Here is a 17,315-nt window from a genome sequence, read left to right as displayed (position 1 = left end):
CCTTCATAAGGATTCAAGCATTTTTTCTGTACGAATTGCCCTGTATTCCCCATACAAACAAACAATAAATAAGAGCAGCCCTTAAAAAAGGCTGCTCTTTCTCATCTCGTAAGTATCTCCTGGTGCAGACCCTCTTCTTATTAAACAGAGGAGATTTCCAAATTCGGTTTCTTGCCTCCAAGAGGATTGGTTTGCTCATATGCATAAGCAAAAGAAAGAACACTTTCCTCCTTAAAGGCAGGCCCCATAATCTGCATCCCCACAGGCATCCCCTCTACAAATCCGCAAGGAATAGACAGTGCCGGCAGTCCAGTGAGATTTCCTGGACCAGTAAATCGGATCACATGATCAAGGAACATCCCTTCCATTTGATTGATCATTACCTTGTTATCACCTATGTTTGGCGGTGCAAACGGGAGTGTCGGGGAAATAAGCACATCCACCTTATTGAATACTTCTGCAAAATCACTCGACAGCTTTCTTCTTATTTGCTGTGCCTGCAAGTAATCAATGGCAGAAGGAAGCTCACCGAGTTTCAGAAGAAAGCGAACATCCTCTCCAAAATCCTCTTCTCTTGATATAAGGTTTTGATGATGGATAGCACTTGCTTCCGTAATAATCGTAATCATTTCAGCGTACTCAGACTGTCTTAATGCTGGGATCTTAACTTCCTCTACCCTTGCTCCCATGCTTTCCAATTCCTTAATTGCTTTTCGAACCTGCTCTTCTACGGGCCTGTCCACATCCTTAAAGAAATATTCCTCATTGATTCCAATGACCTTGCCTTTAATATCTGCAGTCAGCGAGTCATAATAAACACCTGTCGGTACATTGACGCTCGTAGGATCCTTAGGGTCATAGCCTGCAATATGGTCAAGCAGAATCGCTGCATCTTCCACGTTTTTTGTCATTGGTCCAATATGATCCAGCGACCAGGCAAGGGGGAAGCAGCCGTATTTGCTCACACGTCCATGAGTAGGCTTTAATCCTACAATTCCGCAGGAGGACGATGGTATCCGAATGGACCCCCCAGTATCCGTGCCTAGAGAGGCAATCGTCATATCAGCAGCCACCGCAGCCCCTGACCCGCCACTGGAGCCTCCTGGTATTTTTTCCGTGTTCCACGGATTTTTACACGGGCCAAAATGAGGATTCGTGGTGGTCGCTCCCCATGCGTATTCATGCATATTCAGCTTCCCGCTAAACAGGGCGCCAGACTCTTTTAACTTAGATACGACAGTGGCATCGAAATCAGGCTTAAAATCACGATGAATGTTGGAGCCCATTGTCACGGTCTCGTCTTTAAAATATAGAATATCCTTTAAAGCAAGTGGAATGCCGTGAAGGTTCCCTTTGTAATTGCCACTTTGGATTTCCTTTTCCGCTTCCTTTGATGCATAAAGGATTCTTTCTTTATCATGTTCGATAAACGCATTAATTTGCTCTTCAAATGCCTCGATGCGGGTAAACAGGGATTCTGTAATTTCAACCGGAGAAATATCACCCTCGCGGATCATGGGAGCTAATTCAGATATTGCCATTTGCGCAGGCTCTTTACTCACTTTTTTCACCCCTTCGCGGATCGTGGGTAAGTGCAATGTCATCCGGGCCAAATTCATCATCAACACCTTTTAAGCTTTGCACACCTTCCCATTGACTCTGCAATACGGAAGCCTCCTCAGCAGTGACATTGATTCCTTTGGCCTTTAAGATTTCTTCCACTTTTGTTTCCACCAGCTATCCCTCCCAGAAATTTTGACAGGGGTATTCCCTATCTATCATTTATTGTGACATATACAGAAAATTCTTACAATAATTTGTTTACTATTACAAACTTTATCTCAAAAATAGTAAAAAGCTCTTACCCTGGCATACGGGAAGAGCTTTTTTGTCAAATGATTGTATTAAAAGAAGAATGGAAAGAAAAACCCTCTGACAAAAGGAAAAGGGAAACGATGTCTTCTGAAACGCCTGAACCTTCTTGGGAAGCCGAACCCAAATGGAGGACCAAATCCATATGGTGCCCCATATCCATATGGAGAGCCAAATCCCCCGCCAAACCCAAAGCCGAATTGACGGTACCCATCCTGATGGTGGTGGGAATAGTCCTCATCCCCGTAAGGCATTAGCATGGTGACTCCTTCATTATCGTAATCCTCGATTATGCCGTCATACATATTCCCGTCTGTGGTTTGCATTTGTACAAAATGAAGATGATACTGCCTGCACATATCATGCATGTGGTGCTGATGCCTTTCATCAAGAACATAATCCTCTTGTGTACCCTCTTCGTAATATCCCTGCTCTCTTTCTTCAGGCTGATGGGAATGTTCATAAGGGTATTTCATATCTTTATCCCTCCTAAAAAAAGTCCTTACTAACTAACCGTATGCTCTTACTCCCTCTCATTAGACGTAAAAATTAAAAGAGTTTTTCCCCTCATAAACCATGTATGTATTCGTTTCACAAAAAAAGAGAGCATGCTGATGTGCTCTCATCCAAACTTATTACCTTCTAAATAAAATTAAAACCAGGAAAAACCAGGTCTATCGTCAACTTCTTTCTCTTCTTCTTTTACCTCGGGAGACTTTTCCTCTTCAGGTTCATGTGCAGCTGGCCTTCCAAACATTAAATCGTCCCACGGGCTTCTCCTAACCGGCTGTGCCTCTTCCTCAACTGATGGCTGCTCACTTTCCTCAGTCTGACTCTCAAATTGTTCCATATTTTTTTCTTCAGACATACTATCCTTCCTTTCTCTGAAAAATAACAGATTCATGGTTTACCAGATACATGACAGCATACGCTCCATCAAAAGCAACACCACTATATTAACGTATGTAGCCTGTTCGAGAAGGTATAGGTATTTTCATGCAGGAAGTCCCCTAACTTTTGCACATAAAAAAACAAGGAGGGTTATTCCCCTCCCTCTTTCCTATTCGGTGCATAAAATACCGACTTGTATACACTGCATCTGCATGGATGGTGGTGCCTGTTACATATGAAGATGGATCGAAACGAGCCACAGGGTTGCCTGAGTTATTCCTCCGCCTGACCAACACGGTTTCACAAACAACAAACTAAGCTTTGGCCAAACTGCTCTAGTGCCCCTGGAAGTACCGGCGGATCAATAGCACAGGGAGCTACAGTGTTTGCTAATATGTTCTTGCTCCACAGCTTCCACCTTTGTCACTCTTCTACCCAGTGTTTTGCAGACATTACTGACCTATCACATTCAATCTACATATGCTTGCCATGCTTTCTACTTACGAACAAATCCGTTATACTTCTTGGTATTACACATCAAACGAGGGAATACCATGACAGAAATCATCCAATTCGTATTGTTAGTTCTTGTGATCAGTTTTCTTACGTATCTCCCTATTATCGGCTCCTACTTTTCCTTGTTCCACACGCTTATTCATGAAAACGGCCATGCCCTGGCAGCGAAGCTGACTGGCGGGAAGGTAGGAACCATATCATTATTCCACAGCACGGAAGGACTCATTACCTATCACCACCACTGGGCAGGCAAAGTTATCACGGCTTTGGCAGGCTATCCTTTTGCCTCTGCCGTATCTGTCCTGTATATATGGGCAGTAAGGCAAGAATGGCATCTTGAAATAGGAATATCCCTGCTCCTCCTTCTCTTATTTAATCTACTCTTTTGGGTAAGAAACCTCTACGGCTGGCTATGGGTCCTTTCCACCCTGGTGTTTACCTACTTTCTATGGCAGCAAGGATATACAACGATCCTGGAATATATCGTGACTGGAATCGGGCTGGTCCTGTTAACCCAGGCACTGATAAGCTCGTGGCATATCTTTGTAGTAAGTATCAAAGCATCTCGATATGCTGGGGATGCCAGTTCTCTGGCCAGGTATACATTCATCCCGGCACCATTATGGGGTCTGTTGTTTTTCTTCCAAGGGACAATCTTTTTTGTGGCAGGAAGCTTTGTTTGGTTAGGAAAGGACTTTCTTTTCTTCTTAAACTAAAACTAAAAGATCGAGTCTGGGACAAAACCCAGCTAATAAGAAGTGCCATCGGTGAAAGCTCTTTTTTGTCTCCAGTATTCTAGTCGTAGTTGTTCAAAAATACTCGCTTGTACCGAAAGGCACAAGTGCGACATCCGTTCAAGCTTCACTCCATTCGCTTCACGGTGTCTTCTATGCCGTGGGCAAGGCTTCAGCTAGCCAGGTTAGAGCGTCCCGGCGGATCTTAAGCTCTTGCTTTTCCCGCAGGCGTCTCATGACTTTTTGAAACATCGACGGATATGGAACGGGTATTAAATTGAAAATTCCCCATCGAAAAACATAACATAGGGAAGCTTAGTTTGTTGTTCAATTCTGATTGCATTGAATCTTAACCTTGAAACTACTTTTTAGTTGCACTAAAAATATAATTATTCCAAAAGAAAATAGCTCTAGTGTGGCTCTTTTGCTTATTATAACGGACGCCACCTGAACTATAAGTGAAGATTTGCGGATGTTTGTACTTAGTGGTTTTACTGTCCTTAATTTCAACGTAATGTAAGGTCCATGGCTTGGCCAATTTCACATACTTGGTTTTACATCCTATCCTCTCCTTTTGTTTTGTTGATCACTTTTTCTTGCATTTTGGCTTAATATTGCTTACTCCACAACTCCTGCATTGGAGATCTGTACATTCGTTTCAACCTTGATATCTAAATGCGGGTATTGAGTTTTCCAGTTTTCATAATCCCACTTTCTTGTCCTTGAACGAACCTGATCGCCAAAACCAATCGGATCCACTTCTAACGCTTGAAACTGTGTAATCAGCTTTTCTGCTCGTTTTTGAAGTTCTTCTTCTGCTCTATGTTGTATCTCTTCAACTTTTTGGTCATCAAGATTAACGCCCGAATATTCAGTAATTCTCCCTTCGATATCTAAAATTACCGTGATTTCTGGGGTTTGATTTCCATTTTTTACATGATAGCTAGACCGGGCTTGTAAATTAAATAAATCTGCGGATTCATCTGGTGACAAAGTGACCTCGTAGAATCCATTATCAAAGTTTTCGACAAACATTTTAAAGATAAACATCTCTTCCCTATCTATAGCCGTGACCATCTTGTCATCTTTTAAGATGGCCAGTCCTTTCACTTCTACTTGGTCTTCTGTTTGCTCAAGCAGTGGAAGAAAGGGATCCATACCTAGAGCATTAAAACGATACAAGTAGACATGCAGATTGGTTTTCGGAAGCCCTTGAGCTTCGGTATTTTGGCTGATAAGATCAGACAAATATTGTGAAATTTCAGGTTCTAATGGTGAATTCAAGTTCAAAAGCTGTTTTGTTTTCCCTTCCAATACGGCTAGAAATACCCTTCTACCTATGATAGGATCGCGACGCAAGGTATCAACCAGTTCCATAATCCCGTGTTTAGCCAATTCATCATTGTAAAGGACAACGGCAAGTTTGCTGCTATTTAGTTCATGGCGGGATCTTGTGTTTAGTTGTGCGCGAAGGTCTTTGCTTGTACGGGCTATCCCGGAAATTGTTTCACTCCTTACGCTTCCCTCACCTTGATGTAGTTCCTGACCAGGTCCGTATATAGGAATGCTTACACTCCCCTCCACGAGATCCTCCTGGAGAAAATCATATCCTATGGTACTGATGAGTTGAATCTCATCAATAATTTCCTGATTCACACAAGCCCCAAGAGTGCAAAGAACCAAGACCAAGATAATATGATTACACAGCTTTCTCACACTCTTCTCCTCACCTTCATTATGATACGTTGAGCTACCCATAAAAAAGGAATATACACATATACAAAGTAAAAGCCAGCTTCAGCAACATATAAATTAAGGTTGTCAATTTGCTGTCGGGTTTGAAACAAAATAGCGCCAAGCAATACAATGATTAATAACAAAAAGAGTATCCTTCGTTGATTAAAGAAAAAGAGAAGACGTATCCCTCGGCTGGCAGCCCACAGTGCTAAACAGATATTAGGAATTACCACTAACAACCATAGGGAAATTCCGGTATACTCAAATCGTTCTAAAAAAGGAAACTCAAAAATTTGCCAAAGAGAGATGGTTGCCCAAATCGTTATTTCAAGCTGTTCTTGGCTAAAGAACACAAAGGTGATAAAGGCGATGAAAAGATAAGTAAATGTTGTAATTATGTTTCCGACTTGCGCCCATTTCATAGCTTGTTCTGGATTTTTGATAAAAGGATAGTAAAAGAAAACTAACTTTATACCAAGGAAACTAAGTATCATGGCTTTAGTACCCGATAACAAGTCAATCATGCTATGGTCTAGTACAGGTAAAACATTTCGGTAATTAGCAAACTCCAAAGCAGGCAATAATGAGATAAGGGTTAAAAGAGAAATTATGGTTCCGATAAAACAAAGACCTACAACCAGACGAAAGCCTTTGGTTACCACGTAAAAGCATAGCAGCAATAAACCAAACGCCATCGCCCAAGTAGGCATAGTAGGAAATACCCAAACTTGTATCACTTCTATATACGTTCTCGTTACGACCAAGGCCAAAGAGAGAAAGTATAGAATGAAAAAACAGCTCAGTAAACCACCAAACCATTTGCCGAACAAATCCTGATGAATAGATAGTATATCGCCTTTTCCTTTGTTTAAAACACTGAAGATTAAACCAATAGCTGCGGCGATGCTTAGTCCAGACAGAAGAACAGATATCCAGGCATCATAACCTGCATCTTCGGCTATATTTCGGGTAAAACCTAGTATACCTACTCCTACTTGCATGGAGTTAAAGATAAATAATACGAAAAACGGAGGAATTAAGTGACGTTCTGCAACCACGGAAGACACGTTTCTATTCCCTCCTTTGGAGATTAATCATCAATATCCTTCTTTTGCTGGGCTTGAGCTTTGTTAAAGCGATAAGGACTCTGAGGTCGAACTTGCTTTGGCCTTATCGATTGTTTGGTAAAAGGAAGGCGAATAAATGAATCTTTTAAGTCGGGAAGCCGTAATGGATAAATGGGAGCTAAATATGGTCTTCCAAGTGATGTAAGGCCTAATAAATGAACTAGAAGAAAGGCCATTCCTAAAGAAATTCCAATCACTCCCCATAGTTGCGCTATTAAAAGAAAGGGGAATCGAATAAGCCTAATTGTATTACCAATTCTATAAATAGGAGTCGTAAAGGAAGCAAGTGCAGCAAGTGCTACAATAATTAGCAATACATTGCTTGTTAATCCTGCCTCCACAGCTGCTGTTCCAATTACAATTCCTCCTACAATACCAATGGTTTGACCTACTTTTGTAGGTAGTCTAGCCCCTGCTTCACGAAGCAGCTCAATGGTCAGCTCTAAAAATATTGCTTCAATTATTGGGGGGAAAGGTATCGCTTCTCGTGACATTATTAAAGTGGATAATAAATCCCTAGGTATTAAAGCTGCATGGTAAGTGATAACGGCAACATAAATGGGTGTTGCCAGTACGCTGAAAGCAACAGCAAAGAGGCGAATAAGCCGGAACGCAGATGCAATATGCCAGCTTAAAAAATAGTCATCAAAGGATGAAAAAAACTCAATAAGAGTAGTTGGTCCTGTGATGGCAGTAGGCGAGCCATCGACTAAAACAGCTACCTTCCCTTCAGCCAAAACAGCAGTTACACGGTCGGGCCTCTCAGTATCAATTAGTTGAGGGAAAGGTGAATTCGAATTGTCTTCAATCATTTGGTTAATATAAGCACTATCACTGATATGATCGTATTCAATATCGCGGATACGTTGGATCATGGTATTTACATTTTCAGGGTCTGCAATCCCTTCTATGTATATCACAGCTACCTTTGTTTTCGATAAGCTTCCCACACGAAATTCCTTTAAAGTAAGATTTTTATCTGGAAGTCTTTTTCTTACCAAATTGATGTTTGAATCAATGGATTCTACAAAGGAGTCTTTAGGACCTAATACACTGAATTCCACTTCAGGGAGCGAAATGTCGCGCTTCTCTGTTGAGAAAGCAGGAATGAGTAAACAACTGTCCTTGTTTTCTTCTGTTTGAATGGAAATGTAGCCCTCTAATAATTTATTTTCAATCTCTTTATTATCCTCTGTTATGACTATTTGATTAAAGGGGAGCTTTCCAGTTAGTTCATTAAGATTTTTAAAAGGAGCACCTTGCAGTTGTGGCAATATGTCATGGTGAAGAGCAGAGGGGTCAATAAGAGTTTGAAAATAAGAGATCCAAAACGGAGTCTTTGACGAACTATGAAACGAATGTACAAAGTCTTCCGATGACCCAAGCTTTTCCATAAGTTCAGAGACGGTTGTTTGTTCAGTTTTAGCAGCGTATCGTTTATGCATCCATCTCCTCAATGTTCATTCACCTTTCTTTCTTCCTAAGACCTCTCTTTGCAGTGAGTATGGGAAAGTTAAACCAGCGGACGAAATGTTTAAACCCTTACACTGGTATATTGGTTATAATTGAGGAAATTTATTCAAATGTTTCCTACCCTAAGAACAATGAGAGAAAAATGCGAAAATACTACCGTTTTGATTGCCGTTAAGAGGGAAACGTATAATGTAAGCATCGATGGAAAATTACATTATTTATGGATTCATGTTTTCCAACAGAGAAAATAATATTCTTACTAGTGGATACTAGATATAGCATAAATGTTCTATTACATGCTTCAAATGAGTCAGGTCTTCCTTCATAGGAAGTACTTGATTTTTCAAAGAAATCGAAGAGATATGAAATATAGTCCAAATAAAAGTGTTACTTGAGATTCAGGAGAAAAATACCCCGGTCTTGGGGCTTTGAAAGGTGACTGTCAATTTATTAACATGTTTGAAGGAGTGAATGAACATGGCCAAAAAAACAGTTGAAGTGTTTACGTCAGACTGTTTTATTTGTGAAGCCACTGTAAACCATGTTAAAAATCTTGCACAGTTTAGTACCGAATCGGAAGTCGTTGTGTATAACTTAAACAAGAGGGGGGAAGCCAACAAAGGTGAAGATAAAGCCAAAAAATACGGTGTTCAATCGGTTCAGCCGTTGCAATTGATGGAAAGTTAATGGATTGCTGCAAGAACAATGGCGTTGATTTTAATAGCTTAGAAGCTGAAATATTAGGTCATAGATAGTTTAAAACAGGGCAGACAAAACTGCCCTGTTTTATTTTCCGTATGCTCCACATTCACAACGCTACAGTTTCAAGTCTTGAACGGGGAATGGTCGTTAGAGTCGTTGGGTAAAGGGATATCCTATTGTAAATGTAGTTTTCAAATCCACTTGCTTATCGGTGAACTACGACTGACCTCTTCACTTTATTTCCACAAAGTATTTACTAAAATTTGAGCAATTTGTTGTGATACGGGGCGCTCTATGTTCTTTTATTCCTGCTCTTTCAAGAATAATGGTAGGTAGCTATTTCATTTTATTGCTGTAGTCTATCCAACCAAGAGAGGTTCCTTTCACTTGTAAAACTAGGGTTATGGTTTTTGATATCCTACTTCGACGGAGTCATTTACTCGATGAAAACCATCTTTTTCATAGACAAGACTTGTCTTATTACTATATCGCTGATTATTTTTCAAAGATTGAATAAAAGGTTTGGCATCGTAACTCGTAAGGTTCTTATACCATGTACCTTCGGGATACACTGTCACCACACAGGCATCCTGGCACCGTCCATTACAGCGGGTTCTTGTGGTGTGAATCTGATTATTTAATCCTCTTCGTTTAATTTCGTCTCGCAACGCCAACGTAAGTTCTTCTCCCCCCATCTTCTTACAACTGCCTCCGTTACAGACTAATAAATGATGTCTCGTACGAGAAAGATCCCATGTACTCACGTTCCTTTACTCCCTTCGAGTTGTTGACCCTCTCAATAGTAAGATTCTTTGATGTTTAGTTTTCCAGCCTTTTTCTTTCTTTTTTAAACTCTTCCTGAAAGAAATATAACTCACTTAAATCTTTATCTATTTGTTTAACAAAATCATCGTGCCCCTTTATCAGAGCTTCATTTCTAATTAGTAACGCTAACTCAATGAGTTCATTGTTGCTTTGTTCTATTTTAATAAGCCTTTGTCGCTCTAAATCTATCTCAGTCTCTAAATTCTCTGTGTTAAGTCGAGACATACCTAGATCAAATGAACGTCTTGAGTTAAAGCTTTTCTTTTGTGAATGTTGAAAGGTAAGCATAATTCAGCCCCCTCTGACTCTGTTTTACATTTATTATTTCTAACTCATCACTGCTTACAGAATTCCTAAACAATTAGTTCTTTTCAGATAACCATTTCATTCTTCTTTTCGTATTCTTGTATTACCATGCCTAGTGCTTGCCAGCCCATTAATGCACAATTATGCCGGGCTTTTAATTTATGGACACCTTCTAATGCTAAGGCATCACCTAGATCTACCCGTTCAGGGTGTCGTCCTTTTTTTATAAGCTCTTCCATTCCTTCCTTTTGTTTTTTTACTTCTTCGAGTTTTTTCCCTTTTATTAATTCGGTCATCATGGAACAAGAAGCCATGCTTATAGAACATCCTTCACCAATAAAGGAGACCTCCTCAATGATATGGTCGGGTGACATTTTCCAATATAGTGTCATAACATCTCCACACGTAGGGTTTTTATAGGATAGATAACTTGTTCCTTCTTCTTTTAACTCTCTATGGTTTCTCCGATGTTTGGCATGATCCATGACTAATTGACGATATAATTGATCAAGCATAGAATCCTCCTCTATTGATCCTACTTCCTAAGCATCAGGGGCAAATGAGTTCATCTTTAATCGCAGATTACGATTTATATTTCAGGTTGTGATAAGGCCACCCCCTGTTGTTTTTTGTTTCTTTCCCAACCGCTTTAGGTTATTTTTGTAAAAAGAAGAATCAAAACACAAATGAAAATTGTTGTCATTACGATTTAAAAGAGAAAACACCTCTGACCAAAATACACTTATCAACGAACAGATAAATATTAGGAAATCAAATAAAATATCTCTTTTTGTAAGGCTTTACTACCCTTAAATTTAACTTGCTTGTATTTCCTTTATCAGCTCCAGCCCCCGATAAACAAAAAGCACTGCGGTTCCTGGTATTCAACTCTATGACACTCGAGAAAGCAAGAATGTTTAAGGGGACTCACAATCCAGTTGCTCACACATAAGACCCGTTAATTTTTTCCTTGATTTGCTGTGGGTTAAGGTTTTCTCCAATGAATACAAGAACGGGTTTCACTTCTCTTTCGTCAACATACGGCTCAAAGAGCAATTCTCCATACGAATAATTTAGAAGAAAAATTTCTGGACTCTCCATTAATTTCACAAATCCTTTGAGACGAAAAAGACAGCCCTCCATGGAATTTACACAGTCACTTAAACACTCACGACGAATCGGGTGAGGCAAGGACAAGGTCACAGAATGGAGGTGAAGGTTTTCTATGTGGGAATCCCTGTTTAACGTGTTTGAAACCTTTTTCTTCTCGGTATGTTTTTCTTTTGAAAACATTAGTGAAACATCAACGTTTGAATAATAAGAAGGAACAATCGTAGCTTTTGGATTTAAACCTTGTATGTCTTGCCTAACAGCTGCCCACTCTTCAGGTTCCACTTTATCTATCTTGTTTAAGAGAACCATATCAGCATACCTTACTTGTTCTTTCATTAGTTTTTTTATCTTTATACTCCCCCTTCCCTCTTTCCACTGTTTTACATCAACCAGGGTCAAGACTGATTTTATCTCTACTTTGCCTGCTAACAATGGGTGGGTACAGGCATCAATAATTTCTATAGGGTGAGCCGCCCCCGTTGCCTCAATATAGATAGCATCTAATTCGTACTCGGTTAACAAGCTGTTCAGTTGTTGACTAAGTTGGCCGTTTATGGTGCAGCAAATACATCCATTTAGCATTTCTTTTAACGGTGTACTGGCAGGCACGACAGATGAATCTATGCTTTTTTCTCCTAATTCATTCATTAAAACAGCTATTTGTCTTCCATTCTCATGTTCCTTATGAAGAAACCGACGAAGTAGAGTACTTTTTCCGCTCCCGAGGAAACCACTTAATATAAAAATTTCAGTTGAATTTGCATTCATAGTCAATTAACCTGCTCCTGTACATATGGTTTATTTTTCTTTGACTTAGGGGGAAAGGTCTAAACTTTTCTCTCAAAAAACATCTATGCTCTTCTTTATCAGGTGATTCAAAAAAAGTGTATTGCTGCCCAAATAACAATTGACCGTATACTGTTCCCTTGTTTGTCTGGACTACATTTTCCCTAGTACATCACTATACTAAAACAAATCGTAATGATTATTATTTACAGATGTTAATGCATATAATCGTTTTCGTCAAGTGCCGTTTTGGGTTGAGATGAAAGTATGACTGAGTTGTCATCCTTGCTAATTGTTAACCTTTATAACCTCACACTCTTTTATGGATTGTCCTATTTTTTCTTTGTCAATAGAGGTCCCTATCAAAACAATTTTCGATGAAGAAACTGACCAATCAAGCTTATTAAAGGTAAAGTTTGTTGGAGTGTATTGAAAAAGATGCGTACCATCCTCGAATGGGATAAATCCTTTGGCACGTATAACAGTACTTTTTAAAGTAGCTAAGAATTCTTCAAATCTTTCTCTATTTACCAGACCTTCAAATTGATAGGAATACGAATGAACACTCTCAATGTTAAATTTCTCCCGTTTACCGTTTTCTAAGTATACTGCATTTTCGGATGATGATCGCTCCCCATCAGGGAAAGTAATCTTTTCTATGTTCACTTCACAATTAACGGTACGGTAGACCGGGACATCTGGGTTTATTTGCTTTATATTTTGTTCCATTTTCGTTAGGTGTTTCTGATTAGTAAGATCACATTTATTGAGTAGGATGATATCAGAATACTTAACTTGGTCCCTTATTAAAGGAGAAAATTCATTCTGTAACCCTTGGCTTCCGTCTACTACAGTAAGCACTCTTGAAATACGGTAACTATTTAGTAAAGAAGGTTGGATAAAGGCATCAATCACCTCAAAAGGATTCGCTACCCCCGTACATTCCACAATTACCACGTCAGGCTTTTCAAGAATTGAAATTTCCTTCAAAGTAGTCGTTAAATCGTCACGTATTGAACAACAGAGACATCCTTGCAACAGTTCATTCATTGTAATATCTTCCTCGTTTAAGACATCCCCATCAATATTCAAATCGCCAAACTCATTCATTATTAAGGCTATGTTGGAATTATCCTTCTTGAAATCGCTTAAAATATTCTTTAATAAAGTTGTTTTCCCTGCTCCTAAAAATCCACTCAAAATAATAACGGGTATCTGCTTCATTTTGATCCTCATTTCTCAAACTTATTTTAATACATTATTCACGATGATAAAGCGTAATACTTACGATTTAAATAATATCATTTAATATAAACTTTGTTAACACTTCCCGAAATGTTGCCCTCTACCTAGGATGAAAAAGTCTTTAAGATTCGTAGAAAAGAATAAGTTTGAGAAGATATCATGGACAAAAAAAGGTTGAGGGTTCCCCCGCAGCCTTTTCACTCATTTTGAATTTTCACCTTGATTCTTCTATTCTTTTCCTTTGAGTATGTTTCTTGATCAGAATGCCTCATATCCATAGTCTAATAACTTTTCTGTATTTTGATAACTTTGCTCAGAAATACGTTAGACCAATACTTTGAAAAAAGAGCATCTCTTCTAGCTACTGGCCCCCGCTCCATCTTTTAGAGTTTATTGGATTTATTGTCTGGTTCCACTTCTCTGCCTGAGGAAATTTTTCTAACCTAACCACTGGTAATAGAAATTTTAATATCCATTTTTTGTATCTCTTATTTTCATTTAAAAGATGGAAAGACATAGGGCATATCGGGCTCACTGACTTGCTCTATATTTGTTGTACTAACGGTCGGCATCACGAAACCATTATAACTTCCTTTATTAATTTTTCCATGGACCGTAACCCACGTATCTTCTTCCACGTCTACAGGTTCTTCAGACTCTATTAATATTCCATATACAGTGGCGTCTGCGATACAACAGGTCATAGAAAAACGTGCAACCACCAGTTGATTATCTTTCATTTCTGGTTCGGTATACACAAATCCAGTTACTTCTACTTCTTTCCCAATAAAGTTGTCAATATAGAGGTCTATCACAGAAAGCATTTCAAGAAAATTCTCTTCATTGATTATTATTCTATCTATATCACTATAAGCTTGTGCTAGGTCTTTATAATACTCATCATACTTCTCTCCATCAGAACCTTCTTGCTCAGTTTCTGCAACTTCTCCTATACTTTTTTCTGTCACGATTCTTTCTGGATTAGCTGTAGGACTTGTAAAAATCCCAGAACCATATTGTATACCGCGATTAGCTGCAACAGAACTATCTAGAACTTGATCAGGTAATGAAAACCCAAATATTATGGGACTAATAAATATGCTATAAATCACAATTTTAGTCAGAGGACTCCCATTCATGCTGTGATCTTCACCGCAATCACAAAAGAACCCCTCCATATCTTTTTGAGTACTCCGTAGAACCTGTAAAATCCCAAGTAAGAATAGTACCACGGTAGCCACATAAACGAATGGCAGCATAGTTGGGGCAATATAGAGACGGATACTTCCTGATATAATCATTCCTAGTTGCAAGAGAGCAAAGCCAATGAAAATAATACCCCTTATAAAGGCATGGAAAGATACATCGCTGTTACCCTTCATTTCACGCACCTCCCATTCACTAGTTCTGTATGTAAGTAAATAGAAACATGATACTTTGGAAAACAAACTTTACTAATTACCAATCATTTAATATATATTGCGATAGATAAAAAAGTAGACCAACTCCTAGTGAGTTGGTCTACTTAGTGATAAGAATTTCTCTGAATGTTTATTAACCTGCCCTTTCACGCCCGCAGCTACTATCTACTCAGAGATTATAAACAGGATAATCAAAGGAACCCTATCAAATCCAGTACCTTTGCTTCATATTTTTTATGTTAGGGGGTGACGTAGAAAATCAGTGACTTATCGAAAAAGCATTATTATGTCTTGGGTTTACTAAGAACGCGTGGAAGGGAAACAGTTGCAGGAACCAAAGTATCACAATCACTCTCTGACAGATCATTATTAAGTCCTACAAATAGTCGTAACTGTTCCAAATGAGTCTCTTTTCTTTAGCAAAGATTCAACAATTTGACCATTTAAAGCCTTGTGAATCCTCCGCTGTTGCCTGGACTATATTCAATGGCAATAGGAAGATATTGTCTTTTGCATACTTAAAAGAGACTCTTTTTTTACTTGTCTTTCTGAATCGTTCGGCTCGATTGAAAAATAAAGTTTCGGTTCCATACAATTTATCTCAAGTCATATCTACTAAATTTCTCTATTCATCTCCTATAGTGCAGTATACGAACGGCTGTTTACTTGTTTACTTTGCTTTCGCTCTAAAGGAATATAAAGACATTCAAGTTAGTTCCAAGTATTTCTATCAACACACAACCTCTCTACTTTCGACCGAGAAAAAATTTTTGTAAAAATATCAGAATAATTAAAATTTTGTGTCATATTATGTTCCAAAATTATTACATAAGAAAATAAAACTGGTAGCATTACCATTGTAAGGAGATTTCATTCTTACATCATTTAGTAAAGTGAGTCGAAAGGAGGAAGTGGATTGAGTCGACAAGGATTGAAAACGGACGTAACACGAAGGCAATTTCTCAATGGATTAGGGAAAGTAGGAGGCGCAGTGGCCGTTTTTGGAGCTATGGAAAGCCTTGGTTTACTTGCTTCCCCTTCTGCCAAAGCGAGTGGTGATGGTAGTTTTCCTGATGAAGGTGATTTATCAACCATTGAGAAGAATGGGAAAAAGGTCATTATTTTGGGAGCCGGACTCGCGGGAATGTCTGCCGCCTATGAATTGACGAAATCAGGGTATGAATGTCACGTTCTGGAAGCTAGAGATCGCAGTGGCGGGAGAAGCTGGACAGTTAGGGGTGGTGATCAACACGCTGAAATTGATAAAGACATTCAAACCGCTCAATTTGAAGATGGCCTCTATTTCAATGCTGGCCCGGCTCGAATTCCCCAACACCACACGACCACCATGAACTACTGTCGCGAGCTTGGAGTAAAATTGGAGACTTTTGCAAACGTAAATGAGTCGACCTATTTGTATAACGAAGATGTGGGCCCCATGTCCGGACAAAGAATTAGACGAAGAGAAGCACGGACGGATATGAGAGGCTATACCTCTGAATTGCTCGCTAAGGCACTTGATCAAAGTGCGTTGGATCGACCCCTGACAACAGAAGACAAGGAAAGGTTACTTACTTATTTGCAACAAGAAGGAAGTCTTGATGGAAACCTCAGGTACCAAGGATCCTCCGCTAGAGGATATAGGGTACTCCCTGGTGTTCAAGACGGAACATACGATGATCCTTTTGACCTTAGTGCGCTATTAGAGGCTGGTGTCGCAAACTTCAGCAGTGAATATAACATTAACCAACAAATGATGATGTTTCAGCCAGTTGGGGGTATGGATCAAATCCCAAAAGCATTTGAGAAGAAAGTTGGTCACATGATTACGTTTGGAGCAGAGGTCCAGGAGATCCGTCAATCGGAAGAGAGTTGCCGTATTGTTTACACTAAAGGAGAAAGCACGAATGAAATTCAAGGAGACTTTTGTATCTGTACAATTCCTCTACCAGTATTGAAAAATATACCTGCTGACTTTTCAGCAGACATGTCTACGGCTATCGAATCTATTGGTTATGCCTCGGCAGGTAAAATAGGGTTTCAATTTAAGCGAAGATTTTGGGAGGAAGATGATTTAATCTATGGCGGGATCACAAACACCAACATGGATATAAATCAGATTTGGTATCCCTCTTCAGATTATCAATCGAAAAAAGGAATTGTTGTAGGTTACTATAACTTTGGTAATGATGCTGACAAATACGGTAATTTCTCTCTTCGAATGAGAGAAAAGCGAGCTCTAGAACAAGGAGCTAAAATCCACCCACAATACAATAAAGAGTTTGAAAGTTCTTTCTCTATAGCCTGGCAAAAAATGAAATATAACTTAGGCGGATGGGCCAATTATTCACCATCTGATCGCAATACTCATTACCGTGTATTAAACAAACCCGATGGCCGCGTGTATTTAGCCGGTGAACATTTAAGTTATTATACCGGTTGGATGGCTGGTGCTTTTGAATCTATGGAAAGTGTGGTCGATCAAATTCATAAACGCGTGATTAATCATGAGCCTGTCTCCTCGGCGACATCGCTCATTAAACAAACCGCCCTATTAGGATAAAACA

General features: G+C 39.2%; 16 protein-coding genes. 3 read left to right on the top strand and 13 right to left on the bottom strand.

From position 1 onward, the window contains the following. Positions 1-140 precede the first annotated feature (140 nt). The 4 genes from CEF17_RS06915 to CEF17_RS06900 form a co-directional block, all read right to left on the bottom strand. Complete coding sequence (locus CEF17_RS06915) at positions 141-1,562, bottom strand: amidase (RefSeq protein ID WP_442857433.1); 1,422 nt, start codon at positions 1,560-1,562, stop codon at positions 141-143. Beyond that, positions 1,555-1,734 carry a hypothetical protein gene (locus CEF17_RS06910; protein WP_100398882.1) on the bottom strand — a complete coding sequence of 60 codons (180 nt, stop codon included), beginning with the start codon at positions 1,732-1,734 and terminating at the stop codon, positions 1,555-1,557. Before CEF17_RS06910 ends, CEF17_RS06915 begins: the two co-directional genes overlap by 8 nt. 170 nt (positions 1,735-1,904) lie before the next feature. Beyond that, a complete protein-coding gene (locus CEF17_RS06905; RefSeq protein ID WP_232725441.1) occupies positions 1,905-2,348 on the bottom strand; it encodes a hypothetical protein in 444 nt (147 codons plus the stop codon). A gap of 176 nt (positions 2,349-2,524) precedes the next feature. Then, positions 2,525-2,740, bottom strand: coding sequence for a hypothetical protein (locus CEF17_RS06900; protein WP_100398881.1), 216 nt, complete (start codon positions 2,738-2,740; stop codon positions 2,525-2,527). Between the two features lie 577 nt (positions 2,741-3,317). Between CEF17_RS06900 and CEF17_RS06895 the strand changes: the two genes are divergently transcribed. Beyond that, entirely contained in the window at positions 3,318-3,995 is a 678-nt protein-coding gene (locus tag CEF17_RS06895) for a M50 family metallopeptidase (protein WP_100398880.1), read from the top strand. A gap of 636 nt (positions 3,996-4,631) precedes the next feature. Here CEF17_RS06895 and CEF17_RS06890 read toward each other — a convergent pair. From CEF17_RS06890 to CEF17_RS06880, 3 genes are read right to left on the bottom strand one after another with little or no spacing between them, the layout of a single operon-like run. Beyond that, positions 4,632-5,729 carry a Ger(x)C family spore germination protein gene (locus CEF17_RS06890; protein ID WP_157842964.1) on the bottom strand — a complete coding sequence of 366 codons (1,098 nt, stop codon included), beginning with the start codon at positions 5,727-5,729 and terminating at the stop codon, positions 4,632-4,634. Next, positions 5,726-6,817: a GerAB/ArcD/ProY family transporter gene (locus CEF17_RS06885; RefSeq protein WP_157842963.1), complete on the bottom strand. Its 1,092-nt coding sequence runs from the start codon at positions 6,815-6,817 to the stop codon at positions 5,726-5,728. Before CEF17_RS06885 ends, CEF17_RS06890 begins: the two co-directional genes overlap by 4 nt. Positions 6,818-6,840: 23 nt before the next feature. Beyond that, on the bottom strand, positions 6,841-8,322 hold the full coding sequence (locus tag CEF17_RS06880) for a spore germination protein (protein WP_232725440.1): 1,482 nt from the start codon (positions 8,320-8,322) through the stop codon (positions 6,841-6,843). 505 nt (positions 8,323-8,827) lie between these two features. On the opposite strand from CEF17_RS06880, the gene CEF17_RS06875 reads away from it, so the two are divergent. Further along, positions 8,828-9,037, top strand: a complete 210-nt coding sequence (locus tag CEF17_RS06875; RefSeq protein WP_198508913.1) for a hypothetical protein — start codon at positions 8,828-8,830, stop codon at positions 9,035-9,037. Between the two features lie 416 nt (positions 9,038-9,453). Here CEF17_RS06875 and CEF17_RS06870 read toward each other — a convergent pair whose 3' ends face one another. From CEF17_RS06870 to CEF17_RS06845, 6 genes are all read right to left on the bottom strand, one after another. Next, on the bottom strand, positions 9,454-9,816 hold the full coding sequence (locus CEF17_RS06870) for a (2Fe-2S) ferredoxin domain-containing protein (protein WP_100398878.1): 363 nt from the start codon (positions 9,814-9,816) through the stop codon (positions 9,454-9,456). Between the two features lie 55 nt (positions 9,817-9,871). Continuing rightward, positions 9,872-10,165 (bottom strand): hypothetical protein, encoded by a 294-nt coding sequence (locus CEF17_RS06865; RefSeq protein WP_100398877.1) that lies wholly within the window; start codon positions 10,163-10,165, stop codon positions 9,872-9,874. Between the two features lie 83 nt (positions 10,166-10,248). Beyond that, complete coding sequence (sufU, locus tag CEF17_RS06860) at positions 10,249-10,698, bottom strand: Fe-S cluster assembly sulfur transfer protein SufU (RefSeq protein ID WP_100398876.1); 450 nt, start codon at positions 10,696-10,698, stop codon at positions 10,249-10,251. A 427-nt stretch (positions 10,699-11,125) separates the two neighbouring features. Beyond that, a complete protein-coding gene (locus CEF17_RS06855) occupies positions 11,126-12,064 on the bottom strand; it encodes a CobW family GTP-binding protein (RefSeq protein ID WP_232725563.1) in 939 nt (312 codons plus the stop codon). A gap of 306 nt (positions 12,065-12,370) precedes the next feature. Beyond that, positions 12,371-13,306 (bottom strand): CobW family GTP-binding protein, encoded by a 936-nt coding sequence (locus CEF17_RS06850; protein ID WP_198508912.1) that lies wholly within the window; start codon positions 13,304-13,306, stop codon positions 12,371-12,373. A gap of 515 nt (positions 13,307-13,821) precedes the next feature. Continuing rightward, positions 13,822-14,709 (bottom strand): TIGR03943 family putative permease subunit, encoded by an 888-nt coding sequence (locus tag CEF17_RS06845; RefSeq protein ID WP_100398873.1) that lies wholly within the window; start codon positions 14,707-14,709, stop codon positions 13,822-13,824. 955 nt (positions 14,710-15,664) lie between these two features. Here CEF17_RS06845 and CEF17_RS06840 point away from each other — a divergent pair. Next, positions 15,665-17,311 carry a flavin monoamine oxidase family protein gene (locus CEF17_RS06840; RefSeq protein ID WP_332835286.1) on the top strand — a complete coding sequence of 549 codons (1,647 nt, stop codon included), beginning with the start codon at positions 15,665-15,667 and terminating at the stop codon, positions 17,309-17,311. Positions 17,312-17,315: the final 4 nt, after the last annotated feature.

Source organism: Bacillus sp. FJAT-44742 (genome assembly GCF_002797315.1).
Taxonomy (GTDB): Bacteria; Bacillota; Bacilli; order Bacillales; family Marinococcaceae; genus Thalassorhabdus; species Thalassorhabdus alkalitolerans.
This window is presented reverse-complemented; position numbering and strand designations above follow the sequence as displayed.